Origin of the sequence: Nocardia elegans NBRC 108235, from assembly GCF_001612845.1 — a bacterium.
GTDB lineage: Bacteria > Actinomycetota > Actinomycetes > Mycobacteriales > Mycobacteriaceae > Nocardia > Nocardia nova.
In genome coordinates this window covers 133,127-149,627 of the sequence record NZ_BDBF01000002.1, presented here as the reverse complement: position 1 = coordinate 149,627, position 16,501 = coordinate 133,127, and the positions used below count along the sequence as shown (strand labels likewise).

Annotated in this window: 16 protein-coding genes; 8 read left to right on the top strand and 8 right to left on the bottom strand. The window is 67.2% G+C overall.

Annotated elements, in window-relative coordinates; all coding sequences use genetic code 11:
• Positions 1-3: 3 nt before the first annotated feature.
• The 4 genes from rsmA to NE2_RS02750 all read left to right on the top strand — a co-directional run bounded on the left by rsmA (position 4) and on the right by NE2_RS02750 (position 2,825).
• On the top strand, positions 4-885 hold the full coding sequence (gene rsmA / locus NE2_RS02760; protein ID WP_063023581.1) for a 16S rRNA (adenine(1518)-N(6)/adenine(1519)-N(6))-dimethyltransferase RsmA: 882 nt from the start codon (positions 4-6) through the stop codon (positions 883-885).
• Between the two features lie 99 nt (positions 886-984).
• The gene (locus NE2_RS34670; protein ID WP_062995510.1) at positions 985-1,305 is read left to right on the top strand and encodes a type VII secretion target; all 321 of its coding nucleotides are present in this window, start codon (positions 985-987) and stop codon (positions 1,303-1,305) included.
• The gene (locus NE2_RS02755) at positions 1,302-2,468 is read left to right on the top strand and encodes an amidase domain-containing protein (RefSeq protein ID WP_063023579.1); all 1,167 of its coding nucleotides are present in this window, start codon (positions 1,302-1,304) and stop codon (positions 2,466-2,468) included. The genes NE2_RS34670 and NE2_RS02755 overlap by 4 nt, the downstream gene beginning before the upstream one ends.
• 42 nt (positions 2,469-2,510) lie before the next feature.
• Complete coding sequence (locus NE2_RS02750) at positions 2,511-2,825, top strand: hypothetical protein (RefSeq protein WP_063023576.1); 315 nt, start codon at positions 2,511-2,513, stop codon at positions 2,823-2,825.
• On the opposite strand, the gene NE2_RS02745 is transcribed toward NE2_RS02750, so the two are convergent.
• From NE2_RS02745 to NE2_RS02725, 5 genes are all read right to left on the bottom strand, one after another.
• The gene (locus NE2_RS02745) at positions 2,792-3,493 is read right to left on the bottom strand and encodes a VOC family protein (protein WP_063023574.1); all 702 of its coding nucleotides are present in this window, start codon (positions 3,491-3,493) and stop codon (positions 2,792-2,794) included. The genes NE2_RS02750 and NE2_RS02745 overlap by 34 nt on opposite strands.
• A gap of 99 nt (positions 3,494-3,592) precedes the next feature.
• A complete protein-coding gene (locus tag NE2_RS02740; protein ID WP_063023573.1) occupies positions 3,593-4,000 on the bottom strand; it encodes a hypothetical protein in 408 nt (135 codons plus the stop codon).
• Positions 4,001-4,150: 150 nt separating this feature from the next.
• Complete coding sequence (locus tag NE2_RS02735; RefSeq protein ID WP_063023571.1) at positions 4,151-6,388, bottom strand: heavy metal translocating P-type ATPase; 2,238 nt, start codon at positions 6,386-6,388, stop codon at positions 4,151-4,153.
• A complete protein-coding gene (locus NE2_RS02730; protein ID WP_063023569.1) occupies positions 6,385-7,266 on the bottom strand; it encodes a DUF8832 domain-containing protein in 882 nt (293 codons plus the stop codon). Before NE2_RS02730 ends, NE2_RS02735 begins: the two co-directional genes overlap by 4 nt.
• Positions 7,267-7,473 (bottom strand): heavy-metal-associated domain-containing protein, encoded by a 207-nt coding sequence (locus NE2_RS02725; protein WP_030515214.1) that lies wholly within the window; start codon positions 7,471-7,473, stop codon positions 7,267-7,269.
• 285 nt (positions 7,474-7,758) lie between these two features.
• Here NE2_RS02725 and NE2_RS02720 point away from each other — a divergent pair, with 285 nt between their 5' ends.
• Entirely contained in the window at positions 7,759-8,685 is a 927-nt protein-coding gene (locus tag NE2_RS02720) for a 4-(cytidine 5'-diphospho)-2-C-methyl-D-erythritol kinase (protein ID WP_063023567.1), read from the top strand.
• 71 nt (positions 8,686-8,756) lie between these two features.
• Here the strand turns inward: NE2_RS02720 and NE2_RS02715 are convergent, their stop codons facing one another.
• Positions 8,757-9,701 (bottom strand): LLM class flavin-dependent oxidoreductase, encoded by a 945-nt coding sequence (locus tag NE2_RS02715; RefSeq protein ID WP_228831343.1) that lies wholly within the window; start codon positions 9,699-9,701, stop codon positions 8,757-8,759.
• A gap of 636 nt (positions 9,702-10,337) precedes the next feature.
• Here NE2_RS02715 and NE2_RS02710 point away from each other — a divergent pair.
• Positions 10,338-12,140 carry an ABC-F family ATP-binding cassette domain-containing protein gene (locus NE2_RS02710; RefSeq protein ID WP_063023565.1) on the top strand — a complete coding sequence of 601 codons (1,803 nt, stop codon included), beginning with the start codon at positions 10,338-10,340 and terminating at the stop codon, positions 12,138-12,140.
• Positions 12,141-12,219: 79 nt separating this feature from the next.
• Here NE2_RS02710 and NE2_RS02705 read toward each other — a convergent pair whose 3' ends face one another.
• Entirely contained in the window at positions 12,220-13,158 is a 939-nt protein-coding gene (locus NE2_RS02705) for an Abi-alpha family protein (protein WP_233429632.1), read from the bottom strand.
• A complete protein-coding gene (locus tag NE2_RS02700; protein ID WP_082856617.1) occupies positions 13,155-14,477 on the bottom strand; it encodes a DUF445 domain-containing protein in 1,323 nt (440 codons plus the stop codon). The genes NE2_RS02705 and NE2_RS02700 overlap by 4 nt, the downstream gene beginning before the upstream one ends.
• 493 nt (positions 14,478-14,970) lie before the next feature.
• Here NE2_RS02700 and NE2_RS36855 point away from each other — a divergent pair, with 493 nt between their 5' ends.
• Both NE2_RS36855 and NE2_RS02690 read left to right on the top strand, forming a co-directional pair.
• Positions 14,971-15,843: a DUF4393 domain-containing protein gene (locus NE2_RS36855; protein ID WP_030515219.1), complete on the top strand. Its 873-nt coding sequence runs from the start codon at positions 14,971-14,973 to the stop codon at positions 15,841-15,843.
• 89 nt (positions 15,844-15,932) lie between these two features.
• Positions 15,933-16,493 (top strand): nuclear transport factor 2 family protein, encoded by a 561-nt coding sequence (locus tag NE2_RS02690; RefSeq protein ID WP_063023563.1) that lies wholly within the window; start codon positions 15,933-15,935, stop codon positions 16,491-16,493.
• The last annotated feature ends 8 nt before the right edge of the window (positions 16,494-16,501 follow it).

The window sequence follows — 16,501 nt, the reverse complement described above, 5'->3', positions numbered from 1 at the left end:
GGCGTGTCCGAACCTGTGAGCGAAGCCCGTGGCCTGGCCGAACTGCTCGGCCCCGCCGAAGTGCGGGTGCTGGCGGAACGGTTCGGCGTGCGCCCGACCAAACAGCTCGGACAGAACTTCGTGCACGACGCCAACACCGTGCGGCGGATCGTCGCCACGGCCGGCGTCGGACGCGACGACGTGGTACTCGAGGTCGGCCCCGGGCTGGGCTCGCTGACGCTGGCACTGCTCGACGTCGTGGACCGGGTCGTCGCGGTGGAACTGGATCCGGTTCTCGCACAGCATCTTCCGGAAACCGTATCCGATCGCGCCGCCGGACTCGCCGACCGGCTGACCGTGGTGCCCGGCGATGCGCTGCGCGTATCGGCCACCGATATCCCCGGTGAGCCGACGGCGCTGGTCGCGAACCTGCCCTACAACGTAGCGGTACCCGTGCTCCTGCATCTGCTCGCCGAATTGCCCAGTATCCGAACGGCTTTGGTGATGGTGCAGGCCGAGGTGGCCGACCGGCTCTCCGCCGAACCCGGCTCCCGCATCTACGGCGTCCCGAGCGTGAAGGCCGGGTTCTTCGGCGCCGTCCGCCGCGCGGGAGCCGTCGGCCGCCAGGTGTTCTGGCCGGTTCCGCAGGTGGAGTCGGGACTGGTCCGCATCGAGCGCTACACCGACCCACCGTGGTCGCTCGACACCGCCCACCGCGAGCGCGTGTTCGCCGTGGTCGATGCCGCTTTCGCCCAGCGCCGCAAGACATTACGCGCCGCCCTGGCAGGGTGGGCGGGATCACCCGCCGAGGCGGAGCGGCGATTGGTCGCGGCGGGAATCGCGCCTACCGCGCGGGGGGAAACCCTCGACACGGCAGCCTTCGTGCGCCTCGCCGAGCAGGGGTGATCAGCTCGCAGCGGACTGCGAGGGCGTCTAGCGCACGGGGCCGCCACCCTTCGGCGGTGCTAGATTCAGCCGGTTCGATACTCACGAAGGGGGCGGGTCATGGATGTCGACCCGGAAAGCCTGCGTCAAGCCGCAGGTAAGATCAACAAGGTCGCTGACGACGTCGACAACTGGTGTCGTTTGGGCGGCAACGCAGCGGCCGCTCACCTCACAGGCCTCACCGCTGCGTCTTTGCTCGACTCGGCAGACAATGCCAGCCGGCAGGCGAAGGCTGTCCTCCAAGCTCGGATGCGGGAAATTTCTCTGGTACTGAGCATTTCGGCAACCGAATACAGTGATACGGACACCGATATCGCTGCGCGTCTGAGCCAACTCGGCGATCTCAATTCCGGAGATCCACACGCTGGAGCCCAGCGATGAGCCAGCCTGGCGAGCCGACGCTTCCCACGCGGGATCAGGTCACCTCCTGGGATATCGAAGGCCTTCAGGCCGTCGCCGCCAACGCCGCCGCTATTGCTGATTCGATCAAGGCGGCATCGGACACCGTCCACACCACGATCCACGATGATCTGCATTGGTCGGGTGACGCCAAGAACGCAGCCGACGATCGGGCAGATCGCGAACAGCGCGAAATGCGTGCGGTGGCGACCGCGTACTACGACCTGGAAGACGTGTACAAGAAGGTCTACCAAGCGATCGAATACCCGGTGGCACAAATCAAGTCGTTGGTGCGGCTGTACGAGGTGGAGCCCGTCGTGATCGGAAACGACGCAGCGTGGACCGTTCACAATATGGCCGACGAGGATGACGCTGCCGAGATCAGCCGGACTCTCGTGGGATACGCGACCACGATCGCGAATGCCGATGCGCAGTGGAAGCCGAAGATCGAAGCCGCGATCGACGAGATCCGCAAGATGGTTCCTCTGGCCAATTCGCAGGACGCAGCGATTGCGGGCGGAGGCCTCTCACCGGAACGGGCAGCAGCCGTCGCCTACGCGAATCAATGGGCGCTGGGACGTAATCCGGAGTATGACAACCACGGCGACGCCGACTGCACGAACTTCGTTTCGCAGTGTTTGCGTGCCGGTGGGTTCAAGGACGAAGGCGACGGTGGGGTGCCGTACATGCACCACGACGAATCCGGCCGGTGGTACTACAACCACCACGACGATATGCCTGATGACAATTCGTATTCATGGAGCGGCGCCCCTAATCTCCACGACTATCTTCTGCGAAACAATCCGGCACCGGGCACACCCAGTGGCACGGAGGTGCAGACCGGCACCATCGATTCGACAACCTCGCAGGCCGACCCGCTGGCGCTCAGTCATGCCGGTTTGAAGCCGGGCGACATCGTCCAGTACGAGCTGAGTAGTGGCGAACACTCGGGACAGATCAACCACACCGTCATATATGTGGGACAGAAGCCTGTCACTTTGCCCAACGGTCAAACGGTGATGGCCGATGTCGTCGACTACCACTCGCACGAGAACAAGCAGGTCGCCTGGTCGTTGCAGCAGGGCGATTGGACGTCGTTCCCGGTCAAATATCACATGATCAAAGTCAACTATCCCGGAGACTGAAGGCGAATCGGTATGCGTCGGAAATTGGTGTTTGCTGTCTGCGTGGCCGTCGTCGTCCTCGGTGCGGTGGACTTCTATTACTCCACGGTCCGGTACGAGGCGTGGACATGGATGTTCACGCCTCCGCCTCGTATCGACGGCACCGACTACGGTCGCGTTGCCGCGCCGGCCGACAGCGCCGAGCTCGACAAACTGCGGAACAGGTACGGAAAACCGCACGACAGCGGGCGCCGGTGGCCGCTTCCGTTCCGGATCGAGGAATCATCGCGGCATTGTGATTCCGAACCGTGGGTGTTGTACGTGCACGGATTCGACGGCAAGGTCTATCCGTACGTATTGAATTCAGGGTGTGTCTGAGCGCACTGGACGACGGCTTCGTCGGTCAGAGCGATCTTTTCGCTGTGGCCGGCGGATTCGATGCGGACCGATACCGGTCCGGTGGCGGGGACGTCTTCCTCTGTGGGGAACCAGATTCGGCCGGAACGGGCCAGGATGAGCAGCCCGTCGTGGCTGCCGATCGGGGCGAATTCGGATAGTTGTGGCGGGAAGGGTGGGAGTTCGAAGGCCTCGGCGAGGTGGCGTACGGCCTGGTGGACGTCGGGCACGCCGATGCCGACCTCGCTGATCGACAACAGGTGCGGGGTTTGGTCCGGGCTGCCCGGTGCCGCTCGATCGGCCTTGCGCGCAATCAGTTCCAGCAGAATTCCGTCCGGCCCCCGGAAATACAGCGATCGAGAATCCCATCCTTCCGGGCCGTCGATGATGTCGGAACCGCCGACCGTGAGCAATTCGGTCCGCTGCCGCAACCAACGACGGGCGAGGTCGAAGTCGTGTGGCGAGATGCCGAACGCGAGATGGTGCACGCCGTCGAAGACAGCGCCCGCGGTCACCCTCAATCTGCTGGAGCCGATCTCGACGACAACACCATCAGGCTGCGCGATGACCGGAAGCTCGAGCACGTCGCGATAGAACTCCGCCGTGGCGGCGAAATGTGTTGTGGTGAGCTCGACTTCGAGGATCTTCATCGCGGCGCCCTTCGGTGGGATACGGTCGCCTCCGACGCTAAAACCTGAACCGCGGTTAACGTCAAGGTCAGGCAGCGGACCCGGGCAAAGGTGTGGTGGTCACATGCGGCTCGGATCGTGTGGGCGAGAGTCCGCGGTCGGTGTGCGGGTCGGCAAGTCTTGTGACGGGGGTGCCGGCGCGGCGGTGGCGGCGGGGTTGTCGCTCGGCGGGGTGAACGGGATCGGCAGCGGTATCGGAGGAGTGGCGGGGCGGTGGCGGGTGATCAGGACCGAGTAGGCGCAGAGGGACGCCATCACGGTGAATCCGCCGCTGACCAGGATGTTCTTATTCATCGAATTGCCGCTGACGAAGGGCGTGCCGATGGCGAGGAGTATCGATCCCACCGCACACAGTGCCAGGCTCGCCCGGAAGACCTGCTGTCTGTGGTCGTCGAGGGCGCGTGCGAGAAACATCGCGGCGATGCTGACGAACCAGATCACCAAACCGATCCCGAACAGGATGCTCATGTGGTCCCTGCCTTGTCCTCGTGCGCGGCCGGTCGCTGGGAAACAGGCCGACGCGACAGCGCATTCTTCTCTTCGGACGGAAAGTATGGCGGACCGGGGCGGGAACGCCGAATGTCCCGTCCGATCGGACGGGACATTCGGCGGATTCGTTCAGTGGAAGCGCCGCAGGCGCAGGCTGTTGCTCACCACGAACACACTCGACAGGGCCATGGCCGCACCCGCGAGCATCGGGTTGAGCAGTCCGGCCGCCGCCAGCGGAATCGCCGCCACGTTGTAACCGAACGCCCAGAACAGGTTGCCCTTGATGGTGCGCGAGGTGGCCCGGGAGAGCCGGATGGCCGTGCCGACCGTCCGCAGATCGCCGCGGACGAGCGTGATGTCGCCGGCCTCGATCGCCACGTCGGTGCCGGTGCCCATCGCCAGGCCCAGGTCGGCCTGGGCGAGGGCGGCCGCGTCGTTGACGCCGTCGCCGACCATCGCGACGACCTTGCCCTGATCCTGCAGGCGCTTCACCACGTCGAGTTTGTCGGCGGGCAGCACCTCGGCGATCACCTCGTCGATGCCGACCTGATCGGCGACCGTGCGCGCGGTCGCGGCATTGTCACCGGTCAACAGCACCGGCGTCAGTCCCAGCGACCGCATGTCCGCGATGGCCTCGGCGCTCGAGGCCTTGATCGCATCGGCGATGACCAGCACACCGCGCGCCTGCCCGTCCCAGGCCACCACGATCACGGTGCGCCCGGCGGTCTCGGCTTCGGACTTGGCCTGCGCCAACGACTCCGGCAGCGGGATCGACCAATCCGCGAGCAGTTCGGTGCGGCCGATCACGACCGCGCGCTCACCGACCAGACCCTGCACGCCCTTACCGCCGTGGCTCACGAACTGCTGCACCGGCTCCTCGGCCAGACCCTGTTCGGCGGCGCCACGCACCACCGCCCGGGCCACCGGGTGTTCGGATCCGTGTTCCACCGCCGCGGCGACGGCCAGCAGCTCGTCGCGATCCTGGCCCTCGGCGGGGATGACCTCGGCCAGCGACATGGTGCCGGTCGTAACCGTTCCGGTCTTGTCCAGCACGACGGTGTCGATGCGCCGGGTCGATTCCAGCACCTGTGGCCCCTTGATCAGGACGCCGAGCTGGGCGCCCCGGCCGGTGCCGACCAGCAGTGCGGTGGGTGTGGCCAGGCCGAGCGCGCACGGGCAGGCGATGATCAGCACCGCGACCGCCGCACCGAAGGCCACCGCCACCGCGGCGCCGCTGCCGAGCCAGAAGCCCAGTGTGGCAACCGAAATCGCGATCACGATCGGGACGAACACGCCGGCGACACGGTCGGCCAGCCGCTGCACGGGCGCCTTGCCGTTCTGCGCCTCCTCCACCAGTGCGGCCATCTGCGCCAGCTGGGTGTCGGCGCCGACGCGGGTGGCCCGCACGGTCAGCACCCCGCCGGCGTTGACGGTCGCGCCGATCACCGGATCGCCCGGGCCCGCCTCGACCGGCACCGATTCACCGGTCAGCATGCTCATGTCGATAGCCGAATTGCCGTCGGTGACCACACCGTCGGTGGCGACCTTCTCACCCGGACGCACCAGGAACAGATCGTCGACGCGCAACTCCGACACCGGAATTCGGTGTTCGACGCCGTCGCGCAGTACCGCCACATCCTTGGCGCCGAGTTCCAGCAGCGCCCGCAGTGCCGAACCGGCCCGCTCCTTGGCACGGGTCTCGAAATACCGCCCGGCCAGGATGAAGACGATCACACCGGCCGCGACCTCGAAGTAGATGTTCGACGCCGACGCGGAGCGCTCGACCGCGAAGCTGAAGCCGTGCTTCATACCCGGCATCCCGGCATCGCCGAAGAACAGCGCGTACACCGACCACGAGTAGGCCGCCAGGGTGCCCAGCGAGATCAGGGTGTCCATGGTGGCGGTGGCGTGCCGGGCGTTGATCCACGCGGCGCGATGGAAGGCGGCGCCGCCCCAGAACACGACGGGCGTGGCCAGCGTCAGCGAAAGCCATTGCCAGTTCCGGAATTGCAGCGCCGGAATCATCGCCAGAGCGATGACCGGAAGCGCCAGCGCGAGGCTCACCAGCAGCCGATTCCGCAGTTGCCGTAGCGGCGAATCGGTGGAAACCTCTTCGGCCGCAGCGGTTTGCGCGGGACGCGTGTCGTGGACGGTGGCGGTGTAGCCGGTGTCGACGACACGTTCGATGAGTTGATCCGGCGTCACCGTTTCGGGGAAGCTGACCTTCGCCTTCTCGGTGGCGTAGTTGACCGTGGCGGTGACGCCCTCGATCCGGTTCAGTTTCTTCTCGATGCGTGCGGCGCAGGAGGCGCAGGTCATGCCACCGATATCCAGCTCGACGGAGCGCTCTGTCGTGGGCGCGCTCATTGGTGACCTCCTCCGTGCTCTCCGTTGTTGTGCTCGTTGTCGTGGTGCCCGCTCTGCTGCCCGGCTACCGCCTCGGCGGTGAATTCCGCCGTGTGAACCGCGCCGCCGTGGGCGAAGTCCAGATAGAGCCGGAAGGCGCCGGTACTGGGCGCTTGGGCGTGGAAGGCGACCCGCGGCCCGGCGGGTGTCGAGCCGACCTCTCCTTCGGGATGAACATGAAGGTAGGACAGATCGTTCCCGCGCAGTGCGACCAGATGCCCGTAGGCACCCAGATAGGGTTGCAGATCGGTGACCGGCCGCCCGTCGCGGGTGACGGTGAATCCCACCTCGCCGCCGCCGGTCGAGAGATCGCCGTCCATGCGAACCTGGTAGCCGTCGACGGTGGTGGTGCGTGAGACCGGCGGCAGGGGCCGATCGGCGGTCGCGCCGGTCACGGTGACGGTGCGGCTGAGCACCAGTTCATCCGGCGCCGCCGCGGGCCGGGAATCGGCGAAGATGCGATAGGTGCCCGGCTGGGCCCACGTCCAATCGATCGACCAGGTGCCGGTGGCGTCGCGGACCGGGTGCACGTGCCGGTATTCGGTGGTATCGGAGCGGACGGCGATCAGATGCAGGTCCCGCTCGTGCAGATCGGTGTACTGGGTGACCGGTGCGCCGTCGGGGCCGGTGATCCGGAATCGGAGGGTGCCGGGGGTGTGGGGTTCGGTAGGTGCGCTCACCTCGGAGAGGGTGTATCCCTCCTGGGTGGCCTGAAGTCCGGTGCCGTGGCCGGCGGCCGGCTCGGCCGGATCGCCCACCAGGGCGCCGATGCCGAGCGCGGCCCCGAACAACACGACCAGTCCGCCGCCGAATGCCGCGAACTTCAGTCTGTCGTTCATTCAGCTCGCCACCTGATATCCCGCCTCGTCGACGGCGGCGACGACCTCGGCGTCCGTCAGCGGTGCGGCGGATTCGACCTGGACGCGGCCGGAGGCGAGGTCTACGTCGACGCTGGTGACGCCGTCGATCTTGCCGATCTCCTTCTGCACCGACGCCACGCAGTGGCCGCAGGTCATCCCGGTGACGGTGTAGGTGCTGGTAGCCATGATCGCTTCCTTCGCTCGCTCTTATACGGTGAGGGGGTATCCCCTGACATCACTGAACATACCCCCCATGGGTACCTGACGCAAGGGGGACGACGGGGAATTTCGTCCGCCGTGGCGCGCATCTCCGGCGACACCCGTCTGCGCAGGTAATCGGCCTGGCGTTGGCCGGAAATTCGGCGTCGGCCGCCTGTCATGGCGGCCGGTGTCCGGCGAGTCCCCAGCTGCGGGAGCCCCGCGTCGCGCGGCAAACCGACCGTTTGCCGCGCGGACGGATAACCTAGCCCCGTGCTGTCTGTAGTACCCAGTTCCGTGGTCGTCCGCGCCCCCTCCAAGGTGAACCTTCATCTAGGGGTCGATGACCTGCGTAGCGACGGATACCACGAACTGACCACGGTCTTCCAGGCGCTGTCGCTGGCCGACGATGTGCGGATCGCTCCGGCCGGATCGCTGGCCGTGACCGTGCACGGGGAGGGCGCCGCCCAGGTGCCCACCGATCGCACGAACCTGGTGTGGCAGGCCGCCGTCCGGCTCGGACATCTGGCCGGCCGCGCTCCGCTGGTGGAGATCGAGATCGAGAAGGGTATTCCGGTGGCCGGGGGGATGGCCGGCGGCAGCGCGGATGCCGCCGCGACGCTGGTGGGGCTCAACGAATTGTGGGGGCTGGAGATGTCGCGCGACGAGTTGGCCGAGGTCGCGGCCGAACTCGGCAGCGATGTGCCCTTCGCGCTGCACGGCGGCACCGCACTGGGCCGCGGCCGTGGCGAGAAACTGCTCCCGGTGTTGTCGCGCAACACTTTTCACTGGGTGCTGGCATTGGCGAAGGAGGGGCTGTCGACGCCGAAGGTGTTCGGCGAACTGGACCGGTTGCGCGAGAACGGCGATCCGCCGCGCCTCGGCGACCCGCAGGAATTGCTGCAGGCCTTGGCCTCCGGCGACCCCACCCAGCTCGCGCCCTTGCTCGGCAACGATCTGCAGGCCGCCGCCCTGTCGCTGAATCCGGCCCTGCGCCGCACCCTGCGTGCCGGCGTCGAGGCGGGCGCCCTCGCCGGAATCGTCTCCGGCTCGGGGCCCACCTGTGCCTTCCTGTGCGGTAGCGAGGACGATGCGGTGGAGGTCTCGGCCGAACTCTCCGGCGCCGGGGTGTGCCGCAGCGTCCGCACCGCGACCGGTCCGGTGCCCGGTGCGCGTGTGCTGGCCGACGGGCGTCACTGACCGGACGTGACGAGCCGGCGCCGATCGGCTCGAGTGCGGGTCGGCGCCGGCCGGTAGCTACGTACGACCGTTCAGCTGAGGGTGTCGGCGAGGCGGTCGACCTGTTCCGGGTCTCGCCCGTAGCAGTAGAAGATCACTTCGTCGGCGCCCAGATCGGCGAATTGCTTTGTGACCGTGCGGATCTGCTCCGGTGTGGTGAGCATGCCCTCGACCATGTTCGCGCCGTAGTCGCTGAAGGCGTAGTACGCCGACATGGCGGCGCGGGCGTCGTCGATGACGTGCCGCGGACCCAGGGCCACGTTGACCTGCGCGACGATGCGCGGTGAACCCGGGCGATCGTATTCGCGCCAGAACCGCCGCACGGTGTCGAACAGGCCCGGCGCCCACGAGGGTGCGGCCGCGGCGAGGAATCCGCCGCCCCAGCGTGCGACGCGTTCCAGCGCGGCGGGCTGGAATCCGCCGAACAGCAGTTCCGGACCGCCGGAGGTGTGCGGCAGCGGGCCGATCGCGGCGCAACTCTCGCTGTAGGGTTCACCGGACCACAGCCGGCGCATCGTCGTGATCTGCTCGTCCAATCGCTTTCCGCGCGTGCGCAATTGCGTCCCGGACGCTTCATGGTCGTCGGCGCGGCCGCCGACACCGAGCCCCAGGGTGAATCGGCCGCCCGAGAGCCGGTCGAGGGTGGCGACCTGTTTCGCGAGCAACGCGGTCTCCCGCAGTGGTGCGAGGAGCACTTCGGTCTGCAATCGGATCCGCTGCGTCGCACCGGCCAGATGCGCAAGTGTCACAAGGGGTTCCGGATTGTCGTAGACCAGTCGATCGAGCAGCCCGAGGGTGGAGAACGGGCCCGATTCGGCCCGCTCGGCCCATGCGACGAGTGACTGGGGGTCGGCGATCGGCAGCCCGATGCCGACCTTCACACCGTGGGCTGTGCGCGGTGCTTCCGGCTGCCCGGAACTGTCGCCTGCACGGTCGCCGGACGACGAGGTGGCGATGGCAGATGACGAGTCGGTCATGAGAATCCTCCGAATGTGGGGTCGACAAATCAGCGCCGCCCACTCCGCGCCCTCACGAGGCGGGGCTCCCGCACTACGGCCATACTTCTGGAGAGCCCATTTGGATTGCCCGCAGAGTACCTATGCCTCAACCTTTTTCGCAACCGCGATCCATGTGGAGCCACGCGGTACCACTGCGGTTCGGTCCGTCGCAGAGGAGGTAAACGGCCGCATTGGGGTGGCTACGGGTTAACGCGAAGCCGAGATCTGCGTGCATGTGGTGACCGCGCCGGCGCCGGCGTGCGTGGCCTCGAAGTCGGCGTACGCGTGTGGCTGGGGGACCGGTCTGCGTGGGGCTCCGAGATCGGCATGCTGGTGTAGCCGGAGGCCGACCCGTGCGTGCGGTCCGCGTCTCCCGCGAGTTCCACGGAACGCACCACCGGTGGTCGCCGTCAGGGCGGCGTATTCGGAGAGCGCGGGCTCGGGCCCGGTTCACCCGCGCCGGAAGTGCGCACCCTCGTGCCGTAATCTTCACGGGTGAAGCCGACGGGCGTGGTCCCGCCGCTGCGGGAGCGCAGCCGGCGCGCGCGACGCGGCCGGATCCGCCGAGCTCGTGGCACACCCGGAGGCCCGCCATACTCGGAGAGGACTGACCCCTTGGCGAATCTGATCAATCTGGAGCAGGTCCACAAGAGCTTCGGAATCACCCCGCTGCTGGACAACGTGTCCCTCGGCGTGCAGGAGGGTGAGCGGATCGGGGTCGTCGGTCTCAACGGCGGGGGTAAGACCACACTGCTCGAGGTGCTGACCGGGCTCGAGCAGCCCGACAGCGGGCGGGTGAGCCGGATCAACGGCCTGCGCATGGCGGTGGTGACTCAGCGCGGTGTGCTGCCGGAAGGGGCCACCGTCGGCGAGGTGGTGCTGGCCGGGCTCGCCGAGGACGCGCGCACGGACGGTGTCGCCGAACACGAGTGGGCCGCCAACCCGCGCATCCGCAGCGTGCTCGACGGTATCGGCATCGCGGATCTGGGCATGGACACCTCGGTCGCGAATCTGTCCGGTGGCGAGCGTCGCCGTGTGGCGCTGGCCGCCGCGTTGGTGCGCGAACTGGATCTGCTGGTCCTCGACGAGCCCACCAACCACCTCGACGTCGAGGGTGTGCAGTGGCTGGCCGAACATCTGCTGGCGCGCCGCAGCGCACTCGTGGTGGTCACCCACGATCGCTGGTTCCTCGACACCGTCGCCACCCGCACCTGGGAAGTGGTGGGCGGCAAGGTCGAAAGCTATGAAGGCGGCTACAACGACTGGATCTTCGCCCGCGCCGAGCGGGCCCGCCAGGCCGATGCCACCGAGGCGCGCCGCCGCAATCTGGCCCGCAAGGAATTGGCCTGGCTGCGTCGCGGACCGCAGGCTCGCACCTCGAAGCCGCGCTACCGGGTCGAGGCCGCCGAGGCCCTGATCGCCGATGTGCCGCCGCCGCGCGACACCGTGCAGCTGGCCTCCTTCGCACGGAAACGCCTGGGCCGCGTGGTGATCGAACTCGAGGACGCCACCCTCACCACCCCCGACGGCCGCGAATTGGTGCGCGATCTGACCTGGCGGTTGGCGCCGGGAGAGCGGGTCGGCTTGGTGGGTGTGAACGGATCGGGCAAGACCACCCTGTTGCGCGCTCTCGCCGGTGACGCGGAACCGGCGGCCGGTAAGCGGATTCAGGGCCAGACCGTCCGGATCGGCTGGCTGCGGCAGGAACTCGACGATCTGCCCACCGATATGCGGGTGCTGGAAGCGGTGTCCGATGTCGCCGAGCGAACCTGGCTGGGAGACAAGGAGATCAGCGCCGGGCAGCTCGCCGAACGGCTCGGATTCACACCGGCCAAACAGCGCACTCCGGTCGGTGACCTGTCCGGCGGTGAGCGCCGCCGCCTGCAACTGACCCGCATCCTGATGAGTGAGCCGAACGTGCTGCTGCTCGACGAGCCCACCAACGACCTCGACATCGACACCCTGCAGCAACTCGAGGACCTGCTCGACGGCTGGCCCGGGACCCTGGTCGTGATCAGCCACGACCGGTATCTGATCGAGCGCATCAGCGACTCCACCTGGGCGCTGTTCGGCGACGGCAAGCTCACCAACCTGCCCGGCGGGATCGAGGAGTACCTGCGTCGCCGCGCGACACTCGCCGACACCGCACGCCGCCCCTCCGGAACCTCCGCGCCGACCGAAACATCCGCTCCCGCAACCGATTCCGCCGCCTACCGCGCCGCGCGCAAGGAGTTCGGCCGGCTGGAGCGGACCCTGGAGAAACTCGGCGAGCGGGAGGAACGCCTGCACACCGCACTGGCCGAAGCCGCCACCGATCCGGAGAAGCTGGTGAGCCTCGGCGCGGAACTGAAGCAGGTGCAGGCCGAGAAGGAATCGACCGAGATGCGCTGGTTGGAACTCGCCGAAGAGGTCGGCTGAGCCGGAGGTGCCTGCGCCCGCGCAGCCGGAACCGGTTCGTCGTAAGGCGGCCGGGACGAGCGGCCACGGCGTGGCAACCTCAGAGCGCGTGGCCCAGTGGTGGCACCGGCAGGCATGCAGAGGTGAAATCCGTGCCGAACGAGGTGAGCGCGATGCTGCGGTAGGCGACCTTGGTGCCGAACCCGCGCTTGAGCAACCGCCGCACCTCGGGCTGTGATTCGAGCAGCTGATAGCGGGCCGGGTTGTCCAGCTGATCGCCGTCGATGGTGATGAGTCCGAGGCGGCGCAGATTGGTCAGATAGGTGATCGCCCGGTCGGGGAAGCGCAGCGCCGCGGTCTCGCCGATCAGCGACATGCCGACCTCGATGCGCTGGGTGCCCGAACTCAACGGCCGCCCGGTGCGGATGTCGAGCGCCGGCTGCGGGCCGTCGAGGTAGAGGAAGCGCAGGATCCGGGCCTCGTCGGGAGCCAGTTCGGCGAGGATGCGCGCGAATGCCGGATGGTCGCTGTCCTCGCAGTGCACATCGGCTGAGCGGCGCAGCAGTTCGGCGCCGCGGTCGCGCAGGCTCGGCGCCGAGCCCGCGGGGGCGCCCGCGGGTGCGGCATCGATGCCGAGCGCCCGTCGCACCGAGTCGCGAACCTGCTCGCCGGCCTCGGAGAGCACATGCCGCGGCGGCTGTCCGGACATGCTGCCGCGCACCACCGTGGCCGTCACCCCTGCCGCGGTGCCCAGGCCCCAGGCCGCGGCCTCGGTCACCGCGGAGAGCGCCACCCGCACCACACCGGTCGTGGTGCGTACGGGACCCGCCCAGCCCGGGCGGGCATCCTCGGGCAGCATCAATTCGGCCGACCGGCGCGCGACGAGGTCGGTGGAGCGGGCGTCCGGGTCGGGGAAGACCGTCTCGATCTCGGTCGCACCGGTACCGGCCGCCGCGTCGGCGCCGGATTCGGCCACCACCTCGGCGTATTCGATCGAAAACTCGGCGCCGTCACCGGTTTCCGGCGCGGATCCGCTCACAGCCATACGTTCGCTACTTCCGTTCCGAAGATCAGAAGATGAGCGTAACCGGCGATGAGCCCCAGCACACCGCCATGGACGAACAAAAGCCACTCGTCCTGTTTGATCGCCGCGCGCAGCATGTCGACGAAGTCCGGCGGTTTCAGCGCCGCCATCTGCTTGGCGATGTACTGGCTGACCTGCCGGCTCTGCTGGGCGTTGAATCCGGGATCGGCGAAGGCGGCCGGTGCCAGCGATTTGGCCTCGTCGGTGAAGCGGTTCTGCAGGGTCGCGTAGTCGCGACTGCCGATCACGAACTTCAGCGCCCCGCGCATCGGCCCGAGCGCGCGGTCGGTGGCCGGGCGCAAGGTGTCCTCGAGCACCTGCATGGTGCGGTCCGAGCGCGGGCCGTTCAGCAGTTCGTCACCGACATTGGCGATCGTGATGATCTGGGTGGCCACCAATTCGGCATAGCCCTCGGTGATTTCGGGCTGTCGCTTGATCAGCAGACCCTGCCGCCACGGGCACCACCACTTCGGATAGGCGGGTTCGAAGATCATGTTGAGCCCGATCCAGTTGACCACCCAGCCGATGATCACACCGCCGACCGGCAGCACCACCAGCGGCGACCAATGCGTCAGATGCAGCACCGCGACGAGCACCAGACCCATCGGCGCGCCGAAATAGAAGCCGAAGTTCTGCATGAACCGCAACTCCTTGGCGCCCAGCACCTGAAATACGGTGTTGAGCAACTGCGGCCGCGATTGGAAATATCGGATCACCATCTGTTTGACATCGAGCAGTTGTTCGATGTTCGACCCGAGTTCGTCGGTCAGTTCCTTGAGGATATCCGGAAGTTGTTCCCGGACCCGCTCGTGTACCAACTCCCGGACCTGCGCGGGCAGGTTGTACCAGAGCTGTGGATGTTCCCGGCGGGCAATCTCCTCGACGATGTCGCGGATCTGCGACTGCGCCATATCGGTCAGATGCGCGGCCAGTTCATCGGGCTCTAGTTCGCGATAGAAGTCGGCGACGCTGCCGAGTTTCGAGAGCCCTTTGTCGACCGCGATCGAGGCCATCTTGTCCGCGCGCGAGGGCACGATTCCCTGCCAGCCCATGCGGCCGTCGTACTGCAGCAGCGGCAGCACCTGAATGCGCTTGGGAAGATAGGGGAACAACCATTTCAGACCCGGTACCCGAAACCCGTGAAAGCGTAGCGGCTTGAACAGCATCAGGATGCCGGTCCAGTTGGTGATATAGCCGATGACACCCGTGAAGAGGGGGATCGTGATCAGTTCCAGCAAAATCGTCGGGTGAAAACCCAGCAAACTATCCAGCACGACACCCTCCTGCCGACCCCTTACCGGTGACCGCCGTCACACCGGCACTACAACGTACCCCGTCGGCCAGGCGAACCTTACTGTGAATTCCGGAAACGGGTCCAATTGCGACCGGAGCGACGCGGCCGGAGACGCAGCGAGCGTAACCACGGAGGTCGCCGCGGAGGTCGCCATGCAATTCCGCGACTGTAGCGACGCGGCCGGAGGCGGCAGCCTGCGTAACCACGGAGGTCGCCGCGGAAGTCGCCATCCAATTCGGGTTGGAAGCCGCTACACGGTAGCGTATCGGCGGAGACTTCGATCACATCGTGCGATCGGAATGTCGCACCGGACAGCGGCAGCCGCAAGAATGACCGGAACCACATTGATGCCGCTATCGCTGTGCGGGTGTCGGCGCTCATGGCCGAGAGCCGCCGAACATGGCCGGTGGCCTTCGGGGTGCGGTAAGAATATGTGAGCGGATTCGTTCACCTGGCGATATTCGGAGAATGACGTGACAGACGACAGGACCGGACAGGATGTGGTCCGACCCGGTTCCCGCGCTGTGGAACGCAGCTCGGACGTGGAGAAGCGGCAGATCAGCAACGAAGCCCGCATGATCCGCGGCGTCTTCCGGGCTGCCGGCCTGGCAGCCGGGACCGCGGTCCGCGGCGGCCAATGGGCCGTCGGCACCGGTCTCGAGGTCACCAAGCAGATCGCCCAGGCCGCGCTGGACGGCGAATCCTCCACCGAGATCGCCGAACGCACCGGAGCCGCTCTGCAGTCCGTCGCCCGCAGCGTCCTCGGCGTCACCGAGGGGTCGGTGCGCGAGATCGTCAGCTACGTCCCCACCAACGGCCAGGCGCCCGGCCCGTCGACCGGCGGGCTGGTCCGCTCCTCGACCCTGGTCGATCTGCGCCGCCGCGGCGACAATCTGCTCGCGCGCTCGGCCGATGTGTACTTCACCGAGGAAGTCCATCCGGCCTACGACCGCATTCTCGATCAGCTGTCCTCGGACGAGGCGCGGATTCTGCGGTTCATGGCCATCAACGGCCCGCAGCCCTCGGTCGACGTGCGCACCAACCGGCCGCTGGGGATCGGTTCCGAGCTGGTCGCGGGAGATCTGACCTCGGTGCCGGAGCAGGCCGGCGTGCGGTATCCGGACCGGTCGCGGTTGTATCTGATCAACCTGAACCGGCTCGGTCTGCTGACCACTTCCGACGATCCGGTGGTGTTGAGCCGTTATATGGTGCTCGAGGTCCAGCCGATCGTGGAATCGGCGCTCAAGCAGGCCGGCCGGGTGCCCAAGATCGTGCGAAAGAGCTTGCGCCTCACCGAATTCGGCGAGGACTTCTGCAAGACCTGCTTCACCATCAACGGGTCCTGACCCGCGGCCGCCGGTCAACGCTGTGTAGCGATACGATACAGATTTTCCGATCTGCGCAGATTCGCCGGATCCGGTGGGATTGTTGAGGTATGGATTCCGATGCCGTCTCCGCGATCAGCCGGCTGAAGTTCCGGTACCTGAGAGCACTCGACACCAAATCGTGGGAAGACTTCGCCGACACGATGATCCCGGAGGCGACGGCGACCTACAGCGAGTACCTGCAGTTCGAGTCGCGTGATGCGTTCCTGGCGTTCATGCGCAATACCCTCGGGCCCCACGTCATCACCGAACATCGGTGCGACCATCCCGAGATCGATATCGACGGCGATTCGGCGACCGGCACCTGGTACCTGGCCGACACCGTGCTCATTCCCGGTCACAACATGCTGCTGCGCGGGGCCGCGTTCTACAACGACCGGTATGTGCGCTGCGACGACGGCCATTGGCGTATCGCCCACACCGGATACGAGCGGACCTACGAGGTGGTGCTGTCGCTGTCGGACCTGCCGAGTCTGCGGCTGACCGCCGGCCGGTGGGGCGTGATCACCGGTGAACCGGGTTCGGTGCCCGATATCCCGGCCGTGGTGTCGAATATCGAAGACACGCCGGGCGGGTCGGTCGAGGAAGAACCGGACGAGGCGATCGGCTGAGTTTTCGG

Excerpts from the sequence above, each read along its gene's own strand:
- NE2_RS02735 (WP_063023571.1), bottom strand. The coding sequence starts at position 6,388 with ATGAGCGCGCCCACGACAGAGCGCTCCGTCGAGCTGGATATCGGTGGC.
- NE2_RS02725 (WP_030515214.1), bottom strand. The coding sequence starts at position 7,473 with ATGGCTACCAGCACCTACACCGTCACCGGGATGACCTGCGGCCACTGC.
- NE2_RS34670 (WP_062995510.1), top strand. The coding sequence starts at position 985 with ATGGATGTCGACCCGGAAAGCCTGCGTCAAGCCGCAGGTAAGATCAAC.
- NE2_RS02745 (WP_063023574.1), bottom strand. The coding sequence starts at position 3,493 with ATGAAGATCCTCGAAGTCGAGCTCACCACAACACATTTCGCCGCCACG.
- NE2_RS02690 (WP_063023563.1), top strand. The coding sequence starts at position 15,933 with ATGGATTCCGATGCCGTCTCCGCGATCAGCCGGCTGAAGTTCCGGTAC.
- NE2_RS02715 (WP_228831343.1), bottom strand. The coding sequence starts at position 9,701 with ATGACCGACTCGTCATCTGCCATCGCCACCTCGTCGTCCGGCGACCGT.
- NE2_RS02730 (WP_063023569.1), bottom strand. The coding sequence starts at position 7,266 with ATGAACGACAGACTGAAGTTCGCGGCATTCGGCGGCGGACTGGTCGTG.
- NE2_RS02740 (WP_063023573.1), bottom strand. The coding sequence starts at position 4,000 with ATGAGCATCCTGTTCGGGATCGGTTTGGTGATCTGGTTCGTCAGCATC.
- NE2_RS02755 (WP_063023579.1), top strand. The coding sequence starts at position 1,302 with ATGAGCCAGCCTGGCGAGCCGACGCTTCCCACGCGGGATCAGGTCACC.